The sequence below is a fragment of the Algorimicrobium echini genome (assembly GCF_900115185.1).
Lineage (GTDB): Bacteria > Bacteroidota > Bacteroidia > Flavobacteriales > Flavobacteriaceae > Algorimicrobium > Algorimicrobium echini.
This window is the reverse complement of record NZ_FOVN01000003.1, coordinates 121,917-141,977: the sequence shown is the minus strand read 5'-3', so window position 1 is coordinate 141,977 and position 20,061 is coordinate 121,917. Positions and strand designations below refer to the sequence as shown.

Sequence of the window (20,061 nt, the reverse complement as noted above, 5' to 3'; positions counted from 1 at the left end):
CTTGCCTTAATTAAAATTAAAAGACACATATGAAAATAGAAAACACAAAAGCACAAATGCGTAAAGGTGTTTTAGAGTATTGTATTCTTTCGGTATTAAAAGATGATGACGCTTATGTTGCCGAAATACTAGATACTTTAAAAGATGCCAAATTACTGGTTGTGGAAGGAACTATTTATCCGCTACTAACCAGACTAAAAAACGCAGGACTTCTTAATTATCGTTGGGAAGAATCCACATCTGGGCCACCACGAAAGTATTATGGTCTTACCGAAACCGGCAAGTTGTTTTTAAATGAATTAACCACAACTTGGAACGAACTACAAAATGCAGTTAATATAGTAACCCGTCAAAAAAACACGAAATAATGAATAAAACAGTCAACATAAATTTAGCAGGTATCTTTTTTCACATTGATGAAGATGCATACTTAAAATTACAACGCTATCTTGAGGCTATAAAACGTTCATTTACAGACTCTCAAGGACGATCTGAAATTATTTCAGATATTGAAGCCCGGATTGCCGAATTATTTAGTGAGCGTATAAAACACGATAAACAAGTAATTGGGAATAAAGAAGTAGACGATGTTATCACCATAATGGGGCAACCAGAAGACTATTTGGTAGACGATGAAATCTTTGAAGACGAGCCAAAAAGTCAATACCAACGCAAAACAAGTCCAAATAAAAAACTGTTCAGAGATACCGAAAACTCATATATTGGAGGTGTTTCTGCTGGATTAGGCCACTACTTTGGGATAGACACCATCTGGATTCGGTTATTATGGATTATTTTAATATTTGGTGCAGGCACAGGGTTCTTTTTATATATTTTGTTATGGATTTTAATTCCTGAAGCCAAAACGACTGCTGACAAGCTTACCATGACTGGTGAGCCTGTTAACATTAGTAATATTGAAAAAAAAATTAAAGATGGCTTTGATAACGTTTCTGATGTTGCCAAAAATGTAAGCGATTCATTATCTGGAACCGCTAAATCGGTTTCCGATTCAGTGTCTGGTGCTGCCAAAAACGTCAATTTTCAAAAGCATGGAAATAGTATTAAATCAAGTTCACAAAGTTTTTTTGATGCCATTGGAAATATATTTGTGTTCTTTTTTAAAGTGATTGCCAAGTTTATTGGTATTATTTTAATTATTGTAGGTGCAGGAACCTTAATTAGTTTACTTATTGGTTTATTTACAGTTGGAATAACCGATTTTATCCAGATTCCTGGTTTTGAATTATTAGAAGCTGCAAACGCTGCCAACACACCTATATGGCTCGTATCTATGCTATTCTTTTTTGCCATTGGTATTCCTTTCTTTTTTGTCTTTTATCTGGGATTAAAAATTCTGGTAAACAACTTAAAATCTATTGGTAATATTGCTAAATTCTCATTATTAGGACTCTGGTTAGTAGCTATTATTGGTTTAACCATAATTGGCATTAAACAAGCAACACAGCACGCTTTTGATGCGAGTGTTTCTCAAAAAGACACCTTAAACATTACCGCTAATGATACTTTGGTTATAAAAATGGCCGAGAATATTACCTACAATAAAAATTTTAACAGACATGGTAATTCTACGCGATTAGCTTATGATGATAATAATGAAAAAATCATTTACTCAACAGATATTCGACTAATTATCAAATCGACAAGAGATTCTTTAGGCTACCTAACTATTGAAAAGCAAGCTGACGGGAGTGACTTTTTATTAGCAAAAAAACGTGCCGAAAACATTAATTATAATTATGAATTAAGAGGTAAAACTTTAATTTTAGATGCTTTTTTAACTACCGATATTAATAATAAATTTAGTGATCAGGAAGTAGAAATTACCGTGTATTTACCGGAAGGAAGTACTCTTTATGCCGATGATAACACATACAATTTTCATAGAAATTCCAGTTATTATAATGACATTTTAGACAACGGAATGGAAGAACATTATTTAAAAATAATTAACGATGGTGTTATTTGTGAGGATTGCCCAGAAGACGATTATAACATAAACATAAATGTTAACGACGATGACTCTAGTGTTAAGATAAATGAAAACGGTGTACGTATAAAATCTGTTGATTCTAGTCTAGAACTCAATGAAGATGGCCTAAAAGCCAATAGTGAGGAAGTTAGAGTAAATATTGACAAAAACGGTATAGAAATAACTACCGATAGCAACTAAAACCACTTATACTGCTTAATGGCTTGCGTACAAAAATCAATCAATCAATCAATCAATCAATCAATCAAAAAATCATGACTACGCTATCAAAAATTATTATCACACTCATTATAACGCTCTATATGTTTCTATTTTGAAAGAAACAAAGCACAAAAAAACCGAAGCAAATGCTTCGGTTTTTTTTATTTTATAATTAACAAATTAGTTATAAGTTGAAGTGCTAACTTCAAAATCAGCATCTTTTGCGGCCAACCATCTCTCGGCATCCAAAGCAGCCATACATCCTGTGCCAGCAGCAGTAACTGCTTGTCTGTAAACATGGTCAGCAGCATCACCAGATACAAAAACACCTTCCACATTTGTTTTTGAAGTTCCAGGTACATTTATAATGTAACCTGTTTCATCTAGATTTAAAAAGTCTTTAAAAATATCCGTGTTCGGTTTGTGTCCAATAGCTACAAAAAATCCAGTTGCTGGAATTTCGTGTTTCTCATTTGTTTGATTGTTAAACACACGCACACCAGTTACAACTTGTCCATCACCTAAAACCTCATCTGTTTCGGTATTGAATAAAATTTCAATATTTTCAGTTTTTTTAACGCGAGCTGCCATGATTTTAGAGGCTCTAAACTCATCACGTCTTACCAACATGGTTACTTTTTTACACAGTTTAGATAAATAGTGTGCTTCTTCGCAAGCACTATCGCCAGCTCCAACAATTACAACTTCTTGGTTTCTGTAGAAAAATCCATCACAAACGGCACATGCCGAAACACCACCACCTAATTTTAAGTATTTTTGTTCCGAATCTAACCCTAAATATTTTGCAGAGGCTCCTGTAGAAATAATAACGGTATCGCAGTGAATTTCCTTTGTTTCATTCACCCAAACTTTGTGAACATCACCAGAAAAATCGACTTTAGTTACCCAGCCATCACGCACATCGGTTTCAAAGCGCTCTGCTTGTTGCTGAAGCTCAATCATCATTGCAGGTCCTGTAATACCTTCTGGATAACCCGGAAAATTTTCAACCTCATTAGTTGTTGTTAACTGACCTCCTGGCTGTGTACCTTGATATAATACAGGTTTCATATTAGCTCTGGCAGCATAAATAGCCGCTGTATAACCAGCGGGACCAGAACCTATAATTAAGCATTTTATTTTTTCTATAGTTTCAGACATAATAATTGTAAATTTAGTAATGCAAAAGTAGATTTTTTAACAGAAACCTTACAGCAAACTTATTAAAAGTTATTATGGACCGATTAGTTTTACTGATATCCTTTGCGAAGGTTGTATTAAAATAAGTGACTCTGTTTGGTTTTGGAGTTAAAATTTATTTTTATTGTGTTATCTTGTCATACTGAATAGAGATAGATTTATAAATAAAAAATGAAAGAAGATTTTATGGGTACAATTGCAACAGATAATGGAAAAGTAATTCTTTATTATAATTCCGAAAACTCTTTAGGTCAACAAGCATATGCATATGTAAATGCCTCCGATCGTGGTATCTTGGCTATTGATATTTCTAAAACTAAAGTAACTGGAACCCAATGGGCTGAAATTGCCGCCAATTTAAATACAAATCTATCTGGTTTGGTAAACCAAGAGCATCCAGACTTTAAAAATAACTATAAAACTGAAGATGCTTCTTTATCTAATGACGATTGGATTAAAGTATTACAAAATCACCCAAGCAGTTTACGTTGCCCCATTTTAATTGATGGAAAAACGTTTCATTTTATTGAAACACCATCAGAAATTTCTAAATATTTTGATAAGGAAGAAGCGTCTGATGATGCCAGATCTCAAGATAAAAGTTAAATAACATCATTGGAATGGTCATTCTCTTTAGGTATGTTTTTAAAAAACGTATCTAAATCTGTATCGCTATCAATTCCATAGCTAGCCGTTACAAGACCTTTCTTTCCATCTTCCGTTTCTATAGCATACAAAATAGACATATCGGATGGATTACTTAACCCTTCAAAACGCTGTGTCCGCTTAATAAAAATTTGATTAGGCTTATAGGCTTTCTTACTTGTTAATTCAATTAGCACATCATTATTGCATTTAAAGCTGCTAGTATAACCGCGAGCCTGGTATTTTTTAATATAATCTAATTCGTTTCGTTCTTGTTCCATAATACGTTTATTTAAAAATTATAAAAACAGGTGTTAAACTATAAAAGTAAAACACCTGTTTTAATTACTACTAACCAAATTCTTAAATCCTTGTTAATTGTCATCCGTAATGTCCTCAACAGCATCTTCAACATCATCTGCTGCATCTTCGGCAGCATCTCCTACATCATCAGCTACATCTTCAACGCTATCGTTTTTTTGGTCTCTACAACTCGGTAAAACTAATGACATACTAAATGCCACTAGAAATATATAAAGAAATTTTCTCATAATAATTGTGTTTAAATGGTTCATTAAATTTGCTTAAGCTTTTCTTCCACGAATAAGTGAAATAATAAAAAGTACTATAAAAATAAAAAATAATACTTTAGCAATACCTGCTGCTCCAGCAGCAATTCCTCCAAAACCTAAAATTCCGGCAATGATTGCTAATACTATAAAAATGATTGTCCAACGTAACATAATATTTGTTTTAATGGTTAATTAGAAAACTGACTATCAACTTTCTATACTATAAAGATCGTAATACATTGACGTAAAAAATTGCTCAATCAAATTATCCTTTAACTCAAATAGCTAAAAAAAAAGTAAAGGTGTATCATAAAAAAAGGGTTCTGTTGTCAGAACCCTTAATCTTGTATTAAAATAAAAAAGACTATTTAATATCTTCTAGTCCCTTTATTGTATTTAACTCTTGAGAGATTATATTTTTTTGTTTTAAAACCAAATCTCTTGTGGATGTTGGCAATGTTGTTTCATTAAGTACTTCCTCGTACTCTTCTACAGATGCCTTTTCTCCACGAATGGCTTCTTCTAACATAGACTCTTCGTTATCACTTGAAAAAATGGCTTTTACATCCATCCAAGCTCTATGTGCAGAACCAGTAGCACTACCTCCTTTATCTGGCTCTTCACCAAAGTTTTTAATTTCTGATTTTAATTGGTGTCCGAAATCATAACGTTCAGCTGCTTTTCGGTTAAAATAATTCTTTAAGGCTGTGTGATTGGTATTTTCAGCTGCCTTTTTATAACCTTTTTCTGCATCGTAGTTTTTTTCTAGTAGCGCGTTTAGCTTACTACCAACTTCTTTTGTGTATGGATTCATAATAAAATGTATTTAATTGTTAAGTAATTTATTATAAGACGTTTATTGCTAATCATCTTTTTATATATACTAAAATACATATGAAATTACACGTAATTTAATCTGAAAAAGATTAAAATTAACGCAATCAAATGGTGCGATAATTTTTATACTTACAGATTTTTTTTCATGTAACTTTGGTAGGAAGCTGCTAGCGTTTCTTTTTGGTTATCGCTAAAAACTTTTCCTGCTAATTGAAAAAAGCTATGCTCCTCATCTTCTAGATGGTGCTCCACTTTATGTTTTAAATCTTTAGCAATTTTCAGCCAAGAAGATGCATCGCGTTCAGTGTCTTCTAGCTGTTCTATAAGTTCATCAATTTCATGATGTTCTGCAATACCATGTCTGGCATGGTCTTGCATCATATCATTACTTATTAAAGGTTTGTAAAAATGACGCTCTTCTGCATCAGCGTGAACTTGAAGTTGTTTTCGTACATCTTTAAAAATACTGTCTCTTGTCTTGGTATCACCAGATGTTTCAACAAGTTTATTTAACAAATCGCGTTGAATATCGTGATCTTCTCTTATGGCCTCAAAAATAGTCATGGTTTTTGGTTTTGTAAGTTTTATTAATTGTTTTAGTTTATTTTAGTTGTTTAATGCTTTGAAAAAAGTTTTCTAAAAAGTACAAATACACCATATTTACTAGCACCTTTAATTATTGGCTCAATCCAATTATATGGTCTGAAATCATCTTTAAGTTCTGTTTTCAATAATTTTAATTCTTCCCAAGCAATCTTACGTTCTAAATTCAACAATTTAAGATCGGCTTCAATGTCGTTAAAATTCGTGTAATTTGGTTTCATAGTTTATCTAGTTTCATGGTATTGTTAATGGTAAAAAAACTTAATCGTCTTCGGTGAAGAATTTCAAGCTCATTTTTTTTATTATGAAGGTATTGATAGATTTTCTAGTAAAATACAATATCAATCCTAATAAGAAAAATAGCATGGCAACTGATAAATACCCAATTGGTAAACTATTGTAAAAATTACCAATACTGATGGCTACTGCTACAGCCCCAAAAATGATTCCTAAAATGATAAAAGCACCGATTACCACAAGCTTTGCAACCATACTCACTGAAAATGTAAGTTGTTGGAATAGCTTAAGCCGAAAATATTGATGAGAAACTTTTATGTATTTCTCACCAATATCTGTAGCTCTATCTGTTTTATCTCCAATTGATTCAAAAACGTTCATAATCACTTATGATTTTTGAAGTTTCTTATTCTTGGCTTTTAGATCTTTAAGTTTAGCTTCTAAAGTTGTAATAACATCTTCAGCTTTATAACTCGCATCGGTTACTAGAGATTCTACTCTATCTTCTAAATTGTGTCTTTCCGTACTGACTGTTGATGCAACCCGATCACGCAAATCTGATGCTGATGATGCTAAACGTTGTTTTTGTAATTCCGCTTCATCTGCAATACGCTGTCTCGTTGCACTTCCTTTGTCTGGCGCAAATAAAATTCCTAATACTGCTCCAATTGCTGCTCCAGCTAAAATTCCTAAACCTGTACTTCCGTTATTTGTCATAATATTTTTTTTTAGTTAAACATGTAATTCAATATGTCAAATATCATGATAATAAGGCGTTTACATTAACGCTAACCATTTAATTATTGACGTAAAACAATTTCTTGTATCGCGTTAATTGTTTTATGGAATACGTTAAGTTCTCCAAACATTATAAACTAATTTAGTTCTATTAAAACAAAGCATATGTCTCAAATAATTAATACCGTAAACCCTTATAATGGTGAAACTTTAGATAGTTACAAACAGTTCTCTAATGAAATGGTTGAAAACTATTTAAGTCGTGCTCACCAAACGTTTCAAAATTGGAGAAGCACAGATATTAAAGAGCGGACAGATTTATTTAAGCAGTTAGCTGAAAACTTGTTAAAAAACAAGGAATCTTATAGCACGTTAATGACTCAAGAAATGGGGAAACCAATTTCCCAAAGTAGAGCTGAAATTGAAAAATGTGCCTTGTTAACCGATTTCTACGTGACGAATGCAGATGAATTTTTAGCTGATGAACTCATAGAAACCGATGCTTCGGAAAGCTTTATTAGCTATGACCCGTTGGGTTGCATATTAGGAATTATGCCATGGAATTATCCATTTTGGCAAGTATTACGATTTGCAATTCCAACCATAGCAGCAGGAAATACAGTTTTACTAAAACATGCTAGTAATGTTACTGGTTGTGCTTTAGCAATTCAGAACTTATTTGAAGAAAGTGGCTTTCCAAAAGGATGTTTTCAAACGCTATTAGCTAGTCATGATCAAATAGAAACGATTATTGCTGATAACCGACTTCAAGCCGTTTCTTTAACAGGAAGTGAAAAAGCAGGTAAGCATATTGCCGCTCTAGCAGGAAAAAATCTTAAAAAAACTGTTTTGGAATTAGGTGGAAATAATGCTTGTATTGTTTTGGCTGATGCAGATTTGGATACGTATTTAGATACTATGGTAAATGCCAGAATGCAAAATACAGGACAAAGTTGTATTGCTGCAAAACGCTTTATTGTTGAAGCACCAATTTACGATGAGTTTTTAGAAAAATTAATAAAGAAAGTTTCTAATATTAAAATTGGAGACCCTTTAAAAGATGACACTGAATTGAGTGTTTTGGCTCGTAAAGATTTAGCAGACACGCTTAAAAAACAGGTGGATCAATCTGTTAAAAATGGGGCGACAATAAAAATTGGTAACACTATAAAGGATGCTTTTTTTGAGCCCACAATTATTACAGATGTAAATCCAGGAATGCCAGTTTTTGATGAAGAAACCTTTGGACCCGTTGCCGCTATCATTAAAGTTAACAATGCCGATGAAGCATATAAAATGACAGCCAACTCTAAATACGGTTTAGGTAGTATGGTTTTTACAAAAGACACAGAAACTGCAAAACACCAAATAAATCAAATTCCCGATGGTGCCTTTTTTATTAATGAATTAGTAAAATCTGATCCTCGGTTGCCATTTGGCGGAACAAAAGCATCAGGCTATGGACGTGAATTATCAATAGAAGGCATCCATGAATTTGTAAACAAAAAAACAGTATATATTAACCTTTAAAAATAAAAATTATGCCAGTAGTTAAAGATAAAGATTCAGACAGAGAAGATTATTTATTACAAGATGATAACAAAACCATTTTTACAGCAACATTTGTAATTGTTGCGCTTATAATTTTAGTAATTGCAGTAATTGTTTCAGGATTATATTTTGAATGGTTTTAAGTTTCTATATATTCTATAATAGCTTAAGTAATTCAGTTTATATCAAAAAAAAGAAGCGCAATTTATGTTGCGCTTTTTAGTTGTAATAGGCTTTTGTTTTTAATGATTTTGAAGATTAACATGTCCTTTTTCTCCCAAATCTGGTGTTTTATCTGTAATAGAACCTTCAACAATTTTAAAGAAGGACACTAGTTTATTTTGAATAGAGTCCCAGTAATAGGCATTTTCCATATTAATATTCAATAAGGCTAAATTGGAGTCATCTTTACCTTCAAACCAAGTATTCAAGGCTGGACTCCAAAGTTCATCAACCTTTTCGTCATCAATAATATGAGTTGCGTTACCATAAATAGAAATGTATTTTTGTTTATCCTCATCGGTATAAATTATTTGAACCCGATTATCCTCTTGAATATCTGTAAAATGGCTACTAGTTTTTGAGGTAAAAAACCATAAGTCTCCTTGATCATCCATTTGTTGTAAAGTCATTGGACAAACGGAAAAAGGTGTTTTACGTAATTGTGTTGCTAACATGACAATTTTTGGCGCATCAATTAACGCCCGCATTTTATCAAGTCCATTTTTATCTTTAGTATAATTTCTAGTGCTCATAATGTAAATTTTAATAATTAATAATTGTTTGTGTTTTAGGCTGCGTGTTCTCTACAAGCTTCTGCACAAGCTAAACAAGATGCAGCGCATTCTTGGCAATGACTATGGTTATGCTGCATGCATTGTTTGGCACACCATTCGCAAATTTCTGCACAAAGACGGCAGTATTCTTTTACAAATGGGCTGTCTGACACCATAAATTTTATGCAAATTAAACAGGCATCTATACACTGTGCACAACAATTAGGACAACTGTTATGGCTTTCCATAGGAGACATTTGAGTTAAACAATGCTGGCAATCCAACATACATTGCTGGCAAGCTTTAATGCAACTTTCGTAATTACGTATCATTTTATATCGGTTTAAATTAGTATTCTTTTATTTAGAATAACACCATTCTACCCAAATTTATAATCTCGTAACTGCTAAAAAAACTAATTGAATTTAATTAGATTTTAGGCTGACATAGCTAATTCACGCTGTGCAAACTTGTAGTCTTTTGGACTGCAGTTATATTTTTCTTTAAATATTTTAGAAAAATAACTTCTGCTGGTAAGTCCAATGGTATACACCACTTGCGAAATATTCATATCCGTATTCTTTAGCAAATCTTCTGCTTTTTTAATACGAACCTCTCTAATATATTCGGTTACGGTATGACCATGCATTAATTTAAATCCTTCTTGAAGTTTTGAAGGCGATAAACCAAATTTACTATATAAATCTGTGATAGTTATTTGTGATTCTGAATTTTCATTTACATAATCTGAAACGGTTTTAATGGTTGCCATTTCAGATACCGTAAGTGTTCCTGTGTTCTGACTTCTATTTTTTAAATCATCTGAATGTTGTTGAATTTCCAATGCTAGAATAACATGAACCAAACCTTGAATTAATAAACTTCTTACCAATCCTTTTTGAGTAATGGCTTGTAACTGATCAATTTTTTCAGATATTTTTAAATTATGAGATCCTATGTAAACAAAATTCTCTTTATCAAAATTTTTGAAAAATGTATCATGTAATTTAGACTTTAAACCTTGGGCATCCGTATGATTTGCACTTCCTGTTGTTTGAACAGTAATAAGTGTTGTTTTTAATTGTTCATCTTTCTTAAAGTAAAGCAAATTTTCTTCAGCTTGTCTACTTGTTAAAATTCCAGTTTGAAAACTTCCAAGCACACGCTTTTCTCCTGTTTCACCAAAACTATGACCTAACTGACCTTTAGAACAATACGTAAAGTAAATTGGATTTTTATCTGGTGTGTTTATAGATAACACAAAGTCATGATAAAAAACCATGTCAAACTCTAAATATGTAATACCATCCTTAAACGGCACACCTTTTATGATACCTTTTCCTAATTCACTATCTACTTCTAAAGTATGTTCTTTGTAGTCTACTGTAAATTTTCCCCCAAATGTATTTTGTAATTGTTGGAAAGTAGCTTCTATTGTTTTGGCTTGAAGATATGCAGTTTTCATAAAGGTCGTATTTAAGTTAGTAAATTATTCTCGTTTTTAATAAGAATCATTAAAAAGGGATTTTCCTGAATTAATGATAGTGTAAAGATCGAATAAGTAAGACCCTTTTCTGTTACACAATTTTGGCATTGTGTTACACAATTTTTAGATTTTGAATTAAAAACACTGATTTACAGATAAATACAAGGCTTTTAGAGACACATACTGAACCTTTAAATTTATAATTACTCCTTCGTTGAAGAATTTGAAACGCGAATTTGAGAGTGGTTAAGCTGGTAAAAAGATTATAAATTGAGCACCTTCACCCAATTTAGCGGTAGCGTGAATATAACCGTAATGGTTTTCAACAATTTTTTTACAGATGGCTAATCCTATTCCAGTACCTGTATATTCTGTTTTTTGATGTAACCGTTGGAAAACCTCAAATATCTTTTCAGAATACTTGGTATCGAAGCCAATACCATTATCCTTAAACGTGATTTTATAGTAGGACTTACTTATTAAATTTATATTGCCTGGTACTTCCGAGGCACCAACTGTAACAGCTTGAATTGTAATTTTTGGGGACTTGGTCTTATTTCTATATTTAAGGGCATTAGCTATAAGGTTTGCAAATAATTGTTCCATTTGGAAAAATATACCTTGAATTTCTGGCAGCTGATCTGAAATAATTTCAGCTTGCGTATCCTTTATCATATTAATAAGGTCCTCTTGAACTTTACTTAAAACATCATTTAAATCAATTGTTTCTAAATCTGTTTTACTACTATCTATTCTAGAGTAAGCCAATAAATTTTTGATAAGATTTTGCATCCGCTGTGCTGCATTTTTCACCTTATTAAAATAGGTAGTTCCTTTTTCCGAAAAGTTTGTTCTCTCGATATCTTCAATTCTTGAAATAAAGAGTTGAATTTTCCGTAATGGCTCTTGCAAATCATGACTTGCCACACGATTAAACGATTCTAATTCAGCATTACTTTGTTGTAACTCTAAATTACTTTTTCGTAATTCTTCAGCAGCATAAATACTTTGCGTAACATCCTGAACCACACCAATCATAACCGTTTGTCCATCTTTTTCCAGAAATTGTCCATTTGTTTTTACAAATTTAGTTTCACCTTGCTTTGTTACAATACGATAAGTAAACTCTTCAGAGGTAAGTCCGTTTAAAGATTCATTTAACTTTAAATCATAGGTTGCCAAATCATCAGGATGAATAAAGTCTCTGAACTTTTTTGATGAAGATGTAAACGCATTGGGCTCAAACCCTAAAATACGATAAAAGTTATCTGATAACTCACTGGTATCTGAATCTCTATACCATAAAAAACTTCCAATTTTAGCTATACTTTCAGCATCATTTAAAATGGAGTTTCTAATGACTAACTGTTCATTGAGTTTTATTAGCTGATTGGACTTCTCTTTTTCCTCCGTTACATCGCGAATAGTAACTGTAACTCCATCTCCTAATTTTATGGCTGTTGTGGAAAACCAATGTGTTCTATTTTCTTTTTCATAAGGAACAGTATATTCTATAGTATTGTTATTTTCAATGGTAGTTACCAAATGTTCGAAAACACCTGTTTTAAAAACTTCTGGAAATACTACTGATACGTTTTTATTTTTTATTTCCTCTGGAATATCACCAGTTACTGGACTAATCCGGTCGTTAACAAAAACAATTTCAAAATCATGAATACGGCCTTCAGCATTCCGAATACTTTTTAAGTGAATTACAATATGTGAAATACTCTTAAAAATATTAGCTAATAAAGCACGATTATCCAATAAAATTAAATTTTGCTTTTCTAATCGCTTTCTAAACTGTAGCTGGGTATTTTTAGCTTCTTCTTCAACAGTAATATTTCTAGCCGTAATTAAAATACCTTCGGATAGTGGTGTAATTAATGACTCAAACCACATGGTAGAATCATTCATTAGTACCTGACTTTTAAATTTCACCTTATCTTGATTGCGATAACACGCTACAAGATGATTAAAATTGCCGCTATCTTTTAAAAAAGGAAACACTTCAAGAACCGTTTTTCCTATCATATCGTCGGGTTCTAAACCAAAGTAATCACGGTTACAAGCATTGGCAAAAATAATGGTGAAATCTACAACATCATTTTCTTCATTAAAAATTGGTTCGTAATAATTTACCACATTATCAGTAGTGCCTAAAACATTTTTAAGGAAGTTCTCCGATTGTCGAATACGGAGTTTATTTCTATATATTCTTAAAAATGAGAGTACAAAAACCAATAAAGCCAAAAAAGCAAGCAGTAGTAATAATAAAGGTGCTAACGATTTATCTGATTCGTAGGTCTTCTGTCTTAATTCCATAAGACGCTGTTCTTCACCTAACATCTCATTTTTAAGACTTCTAATTTGATATAAGGAAATACTAATAATAGACTTTTGAGCTTCTCTGTATTGTAAAAGGGTATTATCTGCTTCTAAATCTGTTTTATCTAAATCCTGAAGTTGCTTGTATAAATCATTTAAAAGTACCTGTAAGCTTTCAAGTCGTTTTGTTTGTGAAGGATTATCACGAACTAAATTCGCTAGGCTATCCATGATAACACGACCTTCTTCTTGATAATTATTATAGATTCTTTCTTTTTTGTTTGTGTTTAAAAGCGCATCTCTAAATTCTTCCGAATCTGCTTCCGTATAATGCGCTGTTAACAAACTAATGGCATTATACACATGCAAAGAATGGGAGACCATTTCTGCCGATTTTTGCATTCCCACAATTTGCTTGTATGCCATGGTTGACGTAAAAACCAATAACACAAGTGCCATAAAAGAAAGCACAAAATAAGTTTTAGTAGACGTATATACGCGTTTAAAATTCATAGAGTTTAGATACGGAAGAGAAAGGTATCTTTATTCAAATTTGAGGTATGATATTGCCAATTGAGCTGTAGTACTTTCTCTACCACTTCCCGCAATTTACTAAAGTTATTGGGCTTATTTACATAAATATTTGCCCCATTTAAAAAAGTGTCTTCAATATCTTTTTCTGAAGATGATGTGGAGTAAATAGCCACACATAAATCTTTTAGATTAGGGTTGTTTCTAATTTCCTTTAAACATTGTTTCCCATTTTTAATTGGCATGTTTAAGTCTAAAAAGATGAGATTTGGCAGAACAACATTAGGTAATGTTAGGTAATCCATAAGCTCTTGCCCATGATTAAATAGTGATAATTTAGTGCGCATGTCAATTTCTTCTATGGCTTCACTAAATAACATTCTATCATCCTCATCATCATCTGCCAAAGCAATGTTTAAAAGCATGTCACTCATGATTATAATTTATTTTTTTATTAGTTTCTATTTTTCATAATACGCTGAAAAACACTTGGTGTTAATCCCGTTGTTTTTTTAAACTGTCCAGATAAGTGAGCTACACTACTATAATCTAGTTGATAAGCTATTTCAGTTAATGTTAAATCTGTGTTACAAATACGTTCTTTTACCAAATCCACCTTCTTTAGTATCATATAATTTTCAATAGATGTGTAGGTGCTTTCAGAAAAGACAGTAGACAAATGCGCATAAGAATAATTTAAGGCGTCCGACAAATAACTAGAAACTTTTACAGTACGTAAATCTGTGTTCTGTAACATATCATCTATAGTGTGTTTAATCCGCTCTACTAAAGTCTCCTTTTGATTTGACAAAATTTGGATCCCGTATCGTTTTAAAGCTGCATCTAATAGCTCACGCTTTTCTGCTTCTAAAGCGTCATGAATTTTAATTTCACCTAGACTGGTAATGGTATGCGCAATGTCAAGCAAATTAAGCTGTTCTTTCACTACGGTTTTACAAACCAAATCAAAATCATATTTTACAAAAAGTGTCATGGAAGATTAATCCTTATCTTTTACATTTTTTACCAACTAAAGATATACGAATTAAATGATATAAATAGAAATCTAAATCAATAATTTGTTAGTAAGCTGATGTTCAGAATTTCTAAAAACACAAGTTGTAAATAAATGATGTTTTTAGAAGGTATTAACCATAGAATTACTCTTAAAATTCAATAAAAAAAGAGACGATACATCGCCTCTTCTAATTTTTCAAGTTAAATTGCATTACGCTGTTCGTGCTGCGTTAACTAAATACTGTAAATCTTCACGGGATAAGGATTTCCCATAAATAGCTTGGTCTGGATCCATAATATTTGTGTCACTCAAACTTCCTATGTACAATGGTTCAAATCCAATATCTTCAATGAGCTGTCTAGCTACTAGTTTACTTTCTTCGTCTTGTGCGGCAAATGGAATGGCTATTTTATCCACATCACTAAACGCACGTTTTTGTAAATCTTCAGCCTTAATGGTATTGAAAGCCTTTACGGTTTTAGCTGTATTAAACTTCATAGCCGTATATTCCGTAGCGTTATAGTTAGCGTCACGAACATCTTGAGCCATCTCACCATCACGCTCTGGATAAGGGTTTGTAGCATCAATAATAAGTTTGTTCCCGTACTCTCCAGCATAAACTTCTGCAAGCTCATCAATGGCTTCAAAAGGTGTTGCTAATAAATAAACATCTGCATTGGCCTCAAAGGCATCTGTAACGCTTACTGCTTTTGCACGACCTTCACTTTCTTGCACCAAAGGCTGAAGACTTTCTGGATGCCTAGAACTAAACAACACTTCATGTCCTGCTTTTGCCCAGTGCTTCCCTAAATTTCCACCTATGTTTCCACTTCCTATTATTCCTATTTTCATAATTTATTTTTTTTAAAATTTTACATTATTTTTCATTCCACATCCCTCTAAAAGCAAAGCTTTCTTGAGGGTTTCTATGTCGTTTATCAGTCTCTTGTTTTTGTAATTCTTCAGGTAAATCGTTTAAGTCACCACCATAATATCCTAAAGCAATAGCCGTTGCTACATGATAACCTTCAGGCACCTGTAATTTAGCGTGTGCTTCTTTCCAATTTACACCTGCCATATGATGCACACCAATGCCTAAATATTGAGCCTGAACTGTCATGGCACCTAAACACAGTCCTAAATCATGTAAGGCATGAAAGTTTTCCTTGCCTTCATTATCATTTTCCTTGTATACTGCCAGCATTAAAAATGGTGCGTTGTCTGCCCAAGTTTGATTAAAATCGCTTAAGCAATCAAAAATATTTTGAAACCCTTTTGTGCCCTTTTCAGCATAAATAAATCGCCATGGTTGCAAATTGTTTGAACTGGCAGACCAACGTATAGCTTCAAAAAGTTGTTTAATATGTCGCGACTTAATTGGTTCATTGTTAAATATTCGCGGACTATAACGCTGCTTAAGCAATGCGAATATCTCAAAATCCGTTTCTGCAATATTTTCTAATTGAATTTGTTTTGGGGATGTCATAGCATTTTTATTCTAACTTTTTTTTCAACACTGCAAAGTATTTAATATGTGTTATATTAATTGCCGTGAAACCCAAAAATATTGATGCAATCAAAATAAGTCGGCTAAATTTTATTGCGTTAATAAAAATAGTAATCGAGTTTTATGGGTTACGCATCAAAAAATATCTTTGTGTTTTTAAAAAATAACACATGATTAAATACACCTGGCTCACTATTTTTTTAATCCTCTTAAACACAATTGCATTCTCTCAAGAGCATAAAACATATGCTAATGAAATAGAGTTAGCAACGGATAACGATTATTTTGTAATTTACAATACTTCAGATAGAAATTACACCTATGGATTAAGCGGCATGTTTCGTTGGAAAGCAAACGAAAATAGTTTTTTAAATAAGCTATTTAAAAACAATTTAGGCCAGTCTTTTAGTGTTGGATTAAATATTGAAGCGTATACACCCAATTATAGAAACGATGATTCTAATGACGATGAAATTATTGAAAGACCTTATGCTGGTTGGAGTTATGCTGAATTTCATTCTAATTATATTTTTGAAAAATCGTATTTTAGACTAGGTTTGGAAGTAGGAATTTTAGGTCAAGCTTCCCAAGCAGGTGCTTTTCAAAATTACATACATGGCCATATTACTGGCGACGAATTAGTGGATTGGAGTGACCAGATACCAAATCAATTTGGTTTGAATGTGGTAAGCAGCTTTGCACATGAAATTTACAGTGTTGGTTTTATGGACACCTATGCTTCTGTTGAGGCTTCTTTAGGTAATATCCACACCTATTTATGGCCAAAATTAAATTTCAGATTAGGAAAGCTTAACAAGATAAATGCGTCTGTTAGCACCAATAATGGTCTATTTTCTAATAATGACCATGCTGAATGGTTTATAAATTATGGCATAGGCTTTAAAGTTAATGGCTACAACGCTACCATTCAAGGCAATATATTTGATACAAATTTAACAAAACCTGAAACCCAAATTAATCACTATATTTTCACTTCTCACGCTGGAGTTCAGTATTCATTTAAACGTTTTGCGGCTATTTTCTCCATGCAGTTTAATACTGGCGAATTTGATAGAACTAAAAACCACTCTTATGGTAGTTTAAAAATCCTTTACCGATTTTAAATGATAGGGCTCTTTATATAGAATTTGTTAGACTGGCATATTCTTTTTTGTAAATACGAATAATTACCAAGGCCAAACTAATTAATAAAGGGCCAAAAATTAAACCAATAAAACCAAAAAGTGGAATTCCTATAATAACACCAATTAGGGTGATTAACGGGTGAACATCATCAAGTTTCTGAAGGACGAATAAACGAATTAAATTATCTGTAGATCCAACGACTACAATTCCATAAATGAGAATTCCCCAGGCTTCAAATGTATGGCCACTTGCAATGGTTAAAATAAAAACAGGAAGTGTACCTAACATATTTCCTACAAAGGGTACCATGGAGCCAATTGTAACAATAACAGCCCAGAAAAATGGCGATTCTATCCCAAAAATTAAAAATCCTATAAGTGCAACAATTCCTTGAGCAATAGCTACCAAAGGAATACCAAGTGCGTTTGCTCTAACCATAGCATGCATTTCTTTACCTACTATTTTTAAATTTTCCTGATTTATTGGAATATAATCCATTAAGGATTCCCGCAACTGTTTTCGGTTGGTAAACATATAAAACAGCATAAAATACATGATAGAAATACCAATAACAGTGTTAAAAGTACCACCAGCAAAACTTTGAAGATTTTCAGACATCCAACCAGAAATAGCAGACGCATCTATTTCAGATGTTAAATTATAACCAAACCGACTTTCAATATCTGCTAATTGCGATTTGACAATTTTAGTAACACGTTCTGAATTTTCAACCGCTTTACTAATTTTATTCCCCAACATGAATGCCGCACCTGCTATGGGCAACAATATGGCAAAAAAGGACATTAGCATAAGTGAAACTGCTGCCAAATTTGGATTCCATCCACGTTTCACCAATTTAGTCATTGTTTTACGTAACAAGACATAAATGGTAACAGCCCCTAATACCCCTGAAAGGTAAGGTGTCATTTCGCGAAAAATTAAAATACAAACCAGTAAAATAAGAATAAGCAAAAATAGCTGTCGGATGACTTTAGGTGGAATAATGTTCATAAAATGTTAGGTTGCTTTATGTAAAAATACATTATTATATGTTTTAATTATTTCGCAATGCTTTAATTAATTCAGATTTATTCATTTTAGATCGCCCATCAATACCTACATTTTGTGCTTGTTTGTAAAGTTCATCTTTAGTCCAATCCTCATAAGGTTTTGCTTTTCCTCCCTTTTTTCCAGAATTAGGTGAATTGGCAATTCTTGCCGATTTTTCTTTGCTGTAACCTTTGTCTCTTAAAGCTTCATATTGATCTTCGTTTTTTACACTTGGAATATCCATAATTATTTTTTTTAATTTATATAAATCAAATATGCAGATTTCAGATAACTACCATTAACCTAATCAAATAAAAAATGAATGCCATTAATTGGCATAAAAATGCATTGCTGCCATATTTTTATTAATTGAGTTCAAAATCCATTAAAGTCAAATGTATCTTTATAAATACAAAAAACAGATTACTAATTTAAAATTTAAAAAGTCATGAATAGCGATCAATTAGAAGGAAAATGGAAACAAGTAAAAGGTGAGTTTAAACAAAAATATGGAAAACTTACTGATGATGATGTAACTTACACAGAAGGAAAATTCGACGAAATGGTTGGAAGACTTCAAGAAAAAACAGGTAAGACCAAAGAGGAAATTAAAAGAGAAATTAATGAGTGGTAATCATTTTTTTTAGAGTGAATACCAGTAATGAAATATCCCTAAATGTATTTTAGGGATATTTTTTTGTAATACTATTAATCAGATTTAGAACTCGGCTTAATACCAAAGCCATAACGTTCGGCATAGACCCATGTAAATTGTGCACCAAAAAATAGGATTAAACAGGAATAAGAAACCCAAAGTAACACTAACACAATAGTTCCAGCGGCACCATAAGTAGAGCCTGGATTAGCTTGTCCGAAGTATAAACCCAATAGAAATTTACCAAAAACAAATAGTACCGAAGTAATTATGGCACCAATCCAAACGGTTTTCCATTTAATTTTGGCGTCGGGTAAAAATTTAAAAATTAGAGCAAATAAAACTGTTATTATACCTACAGACACTAAAAAATCTAAAATAAAAGCTATATAAACAATAAGGTCTGGAAGCAGACTTCTTATATAACCATTTAGTACTGATATAGCCGTAGTAATTAAAAAACTTATAAGCATGAGAAATCCAATTGCTAAAATAAATGCAAAACTGCGTGCGCGATCCAACAGCATTTTTCCAAAGGACATATTATTCTCTGAACTAATTTTCCATATCTGATTAATTGACAATTGTAAATGATAAAATACACCAGTAGCACCAAAAATTAAAGTTCCAATTCCTAAAATGGTTGCTAAGGTACTTTTTTCAGTGTTTTGTGTTTCCACCATCATGGTTTGTATGGAGGCTGCAGCGTCGCTTCCTAAAGCTCGAGAAATTTCATTAGTAAGCTGGCCCTGTACAATTTCTACACCCCAAAAATAACCAACTAAATTAATGATAATTACCAATAAGCCTGGCAAGGATAAAACGGCATAGTAAGCTACAACAGCACTTAATCTAAACGGGTCATTTGCCTCCCATGCCTTATAAGTATCTACTATTAGCGATGGCAAATGTTTTAGTTTAAATGTATTACTTTTTATGGAACTCATTTTGATTAAATTTATAGAT

General features: G+C 32.3%; 27 protein-coding genes. 7 read left to right on the top strand and 20 right to left on the bottom strand.

Annotated elements, in window-relative coordinates; genetic code table 11:
* Window positions 1-29: 29 nt before the first annotated feature.
* Both BM239_RS09360 and BM239_RS09355 read left to right on the top strand, forming a co-directional pair.
* Entirely contained in the window at window positions 30-368 is a 339-nt protein-coding gene (locus BM239_RS09360; RefSeq protein ID WP_092207897.1) for a PadR family transcriptional regulator, read from the top strand.
* A complete protein-coding gene (locus tag BM239_RS09355; protein WP_092207895.1) occupies window positions 368-2,194 on the top strand; it encodes a PspC domain-containing protein in 1,827 nt (608 codons plus the stop codon). Before BM239_RS09360 ends, BM239_RS09355 begins: the two co-directional genes overlap by 1 nt.
* Window positions 2,195-2,395: 201 nt before the next feature.
* On the opposite strand, the gene trxB is transcribed toward BM239_RS09355, so the two are convergent.
* Window positions 2,396-3,376, bottom strand: coding sequence for a thioredoxin-disulfide reductase (gene trxB / locus BM239_RS09350; RefSeq protein WP_092207893.1), 981 nt, complete (start codon window positions 3,374-3,376; stop codon window positions 2,396-2,398).
* A gap of 210 nt (window positions 3,377-3,586) precedes the next feature.
* Between trxB and BM239_RS09345 the strand changes: the two genes are divergently transcribed.
* On the top strand, window positions 3,587-4,021 hold the full coding sequence (locus BM239_RS09345) for an arsenate reductase family protein (protein ID WP_245758221.1): 435 nt from the start codon (window positions 3,587-3,589) through the stop codon (window positions 4,019-4,021).
* On the opposite strand, the gene BM239_RS09340 is transcribed toward BM239_RS09345, so the two are convergent.
* From BM239_RS09340 to BM239_RS09305, 8 genes are all read right to left on the bottom strand, one after another.
* On the bottom strand, window positions 4,018-4,341 hold the full coding sequence (locus BM239_RS09340; RefSeq protein WP_092207891.1) for a hypothetical protein: 324 nt from the start codon (window positions 4,339-4,341) through the stop codon (window positions 4,018-4,020). The genes BM239_RS09345 and BM239_RS09340 overlap by 4 nt on opposite strands.
* Window positions 4,342-4,434: 93 nt before the next feature.
* Window positions 4,435-4,611 carry a hypothetical protein gene (locus BM239_RS15430; protein WP_177209017.1) on the bottom strand — a complete coding sequence of 59 codons (177 nt, stop codon included), beginning with the start codon at window positions 4,609-4,611 and terminating at the stop codon, window positions 4,435-4,437.
* Between the two features lie 33 nt (window positions 4,612-4,644).
* Window positions 4,645-4,803: a DUF1328 family protein gene (locus tag BM239_RS09330; protein WP_092207888.1), complete on the bottom strand. Its 159-nt coding sequence runs from the start codon at window positions 4,801-4,803 to the stop codon at window positions 4,645-4,647.
* A gap of 193 nt (window positions 4,804-4,996) precedes the next feature.
* Window positions 4,997-5,446 (bottom strand): ferritin-like domain-containing protein, encoded by a 450-nt coding sequence (locus tag BM239_RS09325; protein WP_092207886.1) that lies wholly within the window; start codon window positions 5,444-5,446, stop codon window positions 4,997-4,999.
* Between the two features lie 152 nt (window positions 5,447-5,598).
* Window positions 5,599-6,033, bottom strand: coding sequence for a hemerythrin domain-containing protein (locus tag BM239_RS09320; protein ID WP_092207884.1), 435 nt, complete (start codon window positions 6,031-6,033; stop codon window positions 5,599-5,601).
* A gap of 50 nt (window positions 6,034-6,083) precedes the next feature.
* On the bottom strand, window positions 6,084-6,293 hold the full coding sequence (locus BM239_RS09315) for a hypothetical protein (RefSeq protein WP_092207882.1): 210 nt from the start codon (window positions 6,291-6,293) through the stop codon (window positions 6,084-6,086).
* A gap of 40 nt (window positions 6,294-6,333) precedes the next feature.
* A complete protein-coding gene (locus tag BM239_RS09310) occupies window positions 6,334-6,690 on the bottom strand; it encodes a hypothetical protein (RefSeq protein ID WP_177209016.1) in 357 nt (118 codons plus the stop codon).
* A gap of 6 nt (window positions 6,691-6,696) precedes the next feature.
* Window positions 6,697-7,026: a YtxH domain-containing protein gene (locus BM239_RS09305; protein WP_092207878.1), complete on the bottom strand. Its 330-nt coding sequence runs from the start codon at window positions 7,024-7,026 to the stop codon at window positions 6,697-6,699.
* Between the two features lie 186 nt (window positions 7,027-7,212).
* Here BM239_RS09305 and BM239_RS09300 point away from each other — a divergent pair, with 186 nt between their 5' ends.
* Both BM239_RS09300 and BM239_RS15425 read left to right on the top strand, forming a co-directional pair.
* Window positions 7,213-8,577 carry an NAD-dependent succinate-semialdehyde dehydrogenase gene (locus BM239_RS09300; protein ID WP_092207876.1) on the top strand — a complete coding sequence of 455 codons (1,365 nt, stop codon included), beginning with the start codon at window positions 7,213-7,215 and terminating at the stop codon, window positions 8,575-8,577.
* An 11-nt stretch (window positions 8,578-8,588) separates the two neighbouring features.
* Window positions 8,589-8,741 carry a hypothetical protein gene (locus BM239_RS15425; protein WP_177209015.1) on the top strand — a complete coding sequence of 51 codons (153 nt, stop codon included), beginning with the start codon at window positions 8,589-8,591 and terminating at the stop codon, window positions 8,739-8,741.
* Between the two features lie 99 nt (window positions 8,742-8,840).
* On the opposite strand, the gene BM239_RS09295 is transcribed toward BM239_RS15425, so the two are convergent.
* From BM239_RS09295 to BM239_RS09260, 8 genes are all read right to left on the bottom strand, one after another.
* The gene (locus tag BM239_RS09295) at window positions 8,841-9,353 is read right to left on the bottom strand and encodes a pyridoxamine 5'-phosphate oxidase family protein (RefSeq protein ID WP_092207874.1); all 513 of its coding nucleotides are present in this window, start codon (window positions 9,351-9,353) and stop codon (window positions 8,841-8,843) included.
* Between the two features lie 35 nt (window positions 9,354-9,388).
* Window positions 9,389-9,472, bottom strand: coding sequence for a four-helix bundle copper-binding protein (locus tag BM239_RS15520; protein WP_245758227.1), 84 nt, complete (start codon window positions 9,470-9,472; stop codon window positions 9,389-9,391).
* Window positions 9,473-9,810: 338 nt separating this feature from the next.
* Window positions 9,811-10,839 carry a helix-turn-helix domain-containing protein gene (locus tag BM239_RS09285; RefSeq protein WP_092207870.1) on the bottom strand — a complete coding sequence of 343 codons (1,029 nt, stop codon included), beginning with the start codon at window positions 10,837-10,839 and terminating at the stop codon, window positions 9,811-9,813.
* A 267-nt stretch (window positions 10,840-11,106) separates the two neighbouring features.
* The gene (locus BM239_RS09280; RefSeq protein WP_092207868.1) at window positions 11,107-13,701 is read right to left on the bottom strand and encodes an ATP-binding protein; all 2,595 of its coding nucleotides are present in this window, start codon (window positions 13,699-13,701) and stop codon (window positions 11,107-11,109) included.
* A gap of 5 nt (window positions 13,702-13,706) precedes the next feature.
* The gene (locus BM239_RS09275) at window positions 13,707-14,153 is read right to left on the bottom strand and encodes a response regulator (protein ID WP_092207866.1); all 447 of its coding nucleotides are present in this window, start codon (window positions 14,151-14,153) and stop codon (window positions 13,707-13,709) included.
* Between the two features lie 20 nt (window positions 14,154-14,173).
* Window positions 14,174-14,713 carry a helix-turn-helix domain-containing protein gene (locus BM239_RS09270; protein WP_092207864.1) on the bottom strand — a complete coding sequence of 180 codons (540 nt, stop codon included), beginning with the start codon at window positions 14,711-14,713 and terminating at the stop codon, window positions 14,174-14,176.
* Window positions 14,714-14,947: 234 nt separating this feature from the next.
* Entirely contained in the window at window positions 14,948-15,589 is a 642-nt protein-coding gene (locus BM239_RS09265) for an NADPH-dependent F420 reductase (protein WP_092207862.1), read from the bottom strand.
* 25 nt (window positions 15,590-15,614) lie between these two features.
* Window positions 15,615-16,223, bottom strand: a complete 609-nt coding sequence (locus BM239_RS09260; RefSeq protein ID WP_092207860.1) for a nitroreductase family protein — start codon at window positions 16,221-16,223, stop codon at window positions 15,615-15,617.
* Between the two features lie 191 nt (window positions 16,224-16,414).
* Here BM239_RS09260 and BM239_RS09255 point away from each other — a divergent pair, with 191 nt between their 5' ends.
* Window positions 16,415-17,368: a lipid A-modifier LpxR family protein gene (locus tag BM239_RS09255; protein WP_092207858.1), complete on the top strand. Its 954-nt coding sequence runs from the start codon at window positions 16,415-16,417 to the stop codon at window positions 17,366-17,368.
* A gap of 13 nt (window positions 17,369-17,381) precedes the next feature.
* Here the strand turns inward: BM239_RS09255 and BM239_RS09250 are convergent, their stop codons facing one another.
* Both BM239_RS09250 and BM239_RS09245 read right to left on the bottom strand, forming a co-directional pair.
* Window positions 17,382-18,401, bottom strand: a complete 1,020-nt coding sequence (locus BM239_RS09250) for an AI-2E family transporter (RefSeq protein ID WP_092207856.1) — start codon at window positions 18,399-18,401, stop codon at window positions 17,382-17,384.
* Between the two features lie 43 nt (window positions 18,402-18,444).
* Entirely contained in the window at window positions 18,445-18,684 is a 240-nt protein-coding gene (locus BM239_RS09245; RefSeq protein ID WP_092207854.1) for a DUF7218 family protein, read from the bottom strand.
* Between the two features lie 204 nt (window positions 18,685-18,888).
* Between BM239_RS09245 and BM239_RS09240 the strand changes: the two genes are divergently transcribed.
* Complete coding sequence (locus BM239_RS09240) at window positions 18,889-19,074, top strand: CsbD family protein (RefSeq protein ID WP_092207852.1); 186 nt, start codon at window positions 18,889-18,891, stop codon at window positions 19,072-19,074.
* A gap of 74 nt (window positions 19,075-19,148) precedes the next feature.
* Here BM239_RS09240 and BM239_RS09235 read toward each other — a convergent pair whose 3' ends face one another.
* Window positions 19,149-20,042 (bottom strand): YihY/virulence factor BrkB family protein, encoded by an 894-nt coding sequence (locus BM239_RS09235; protein ID WP_092207850.1) that lies wholly within the window; start codon window positions 20,040-20,042, stop codon window positions 19,149-19,151.
* Between the last annotated feature and the right edge of the window lie 19 nt (window positions 20,043-20,061).

Excerpts from the sequence above, each read along its gene's own strand:
- BM239_RS09360 (WP_092207897.1), top strand. The coding sequence starts at position 30 with ATGAAAATAGAAAACACAAAAGCACAAATGCGTAAAGGTGTTTTAGAG.
- BM239_RS09355 (WP_092207895.1), top strand. The coding sequence starts at position 368 with ATGAATAAAACAGTCAACATAAATTTAGCAGGTATCTTTTTTCACATT.
- trxB (WP_092207893.1), bottom strand. The coding sequence starts at position 3,376 with ATGTCTGAAACTATAGAAAAAATAAAATGCTTAATTATAGGTTCTGGT.
- BM239_RS09345 (WP_245758221.1), top strand. The coding sequence starts at position 3,587 with ATGAAAGAAGATTTTATGGGTACAATTGCAACAGATAATGGAAAAGTA.
- BM239_RS09340 (WP_092207891.1), bottom strand. The coding sequence starts at position 4,341 with ATGGAACAAGAACGAAACGAATTAGATTATATTAAAAAATACCAGGCT.
- BM239_RS15430 (WP_177209017.1), bottom strand. The coding sequence starts at position 4,611 with ATGAGAAAATTTCTTTATATATTTCTAGTGGCATTTAGTATGTCATTA.
- BM239_RS09330 (WP_092207888.1), bottom strand. The coding sequence starts at position 4,803 with ATGTTACGTTGGACAATCATTTTTATAGTATTAGCAATCATTGCCGGA.
- BM239_RS09325 (WP_092207886.1), bottom strand. The coding sequence starts at position 5,446 with ATGAATCCATACACAAAAGAAGTTGGTAGTAAGCTAAACGCGCTACTA.
- BM239_RS09320 (WP_092207884.1), bottom strand. The coding sequence starts at position 6,033 with ATGACTATTTTTGAGGCCATAAGAGAAGATCACGATATTCAACGCGAT.
- BM239_RS09315 (WP_092207882.1), bottom strand. The coding sequence starts at position 6,293 with ATGAAACCAAATTACACGAATTTTAACGACATTGAAGCCGATCTTAAA.
- BM239_RS09310 (WP_177209016.1), bottom strand. The coding sequence starts at position 6,690 with ATGAACGTTTTTGAATCAATTGGAGATAAAACAGATAGAGCTACAGAT.
- BM239_RS09305 (WP_092207878.1), bottom strand. The coding sequence starts at position 7,026 with ATGACAAATAACGGAAGTACAGGTTTAGGAATTTTAGCTGGAGCAGCA.
- BM239_RS09300 (WP_092207876.1), top strand. The coding sequence starts at position 7,213 with ATGTCTCAAATAATTAATACCGTAAACCCTTATAATGGTGAAACTTTA.
- BM239_RS15425 (WP_177209015.1), top strand. The coding sequence starts at position 8,589 with ATGCCAGTAGTTAAAGATAAAGATTCAGACAGAGAAGATTATTTATTA.
- BM239_RS09295 (WP_092207874.1), bottom strand. The coding sequence starts at position 9,353 with ATGAGCACTAGAAATTATACTAAAGATAAAAATGGACTTGATAAAATG.
- BM239_RS15520 (WP_245758227.1), bottom strand. The coding sequence starts at position 9,472 with ATGCAGCATAACCATAGTCATTGCCAAGAATGCGCTGCATCTTGTTTA.
- BM239_RS09285 (WP_092207870.1), bottom strand. The coding sequence starts at position 10,839 with ATGAAAACTGCATATCTTCAAGCCAAAACAATAGAAGCTACTTTCCAA.
- BM239_RS09280 (WP_092207868.1), bottom strand. The coding sequence starts at position 13,701 with ATGAATTTTAAACGCGTATATACGTCTACTAAAACTTATTTTGTGCTT.
- BM239_RS09275 (WP_092207866.1), bottom strand. The coding sequence starts at position 14,153 with ATGAGTGACATGCTTTTAAACATTGCTTTGGCAGATGATGATGAGGAT.
- BM239_RS09270 (WP_092207864.1), bottom strand. The coding sequence starts at position 14,713 with ATGACACTTTTTGTAAAATATGATTTTGATTTGGTTTGTAAAACCGTA.
- BM239_RS09265 (WP_092207862.1), bottom strand. The coding sequence starts at position 15,589 with ATGAAAATAGGAATAATAGGAAGTGGAAACATAGGTGGAAATTTAGGG.
- BM239_RS09260 (WP_092207860.1), bottom strand. The coding sequence starts at position 16,223 with ATGACATCCCCAAAACAAATTCAATTAGAAAATATTGCAGAAACGGAT.
- BM239_RS09255 (WP_092207858.1), top strand. The coding sequence starts at position 16,415 with ATGATTAAATACACCTGGCTCACTATTTTTTTAATCCTCTTAAACACA.
- BM239_RS09250 (WP_092207856.1), bottom strand. The coding sequence starts at position 18,401 with ATGAACATTATTCCACCTAAAGTCATCCGACAGCTATTTTTGCTTATT.
- BM239_RS09245 (WP_092207854.1), bottom strand. The coding sequence starts at position 18,684 with ATGGATATTCCAAGTGTAAAAAACGAAGATCAATATGAAGCTTTAAGA.
- BM239_RS09240 (WP_092207852.1), top strand. The coding sequence starts at position 18,889 with ATGAATAGCGATCAATTAGAAGGAAAATGGAAACAAGTAAAAGGTGAG.
- BM239_RS09235 (WP_092207850.1), bottom strand. The coding sequence starts at position 20,042 with ATGAGTTCCATAAAAAGTAATACATTTAAACTAAAACATTTGCCATCG.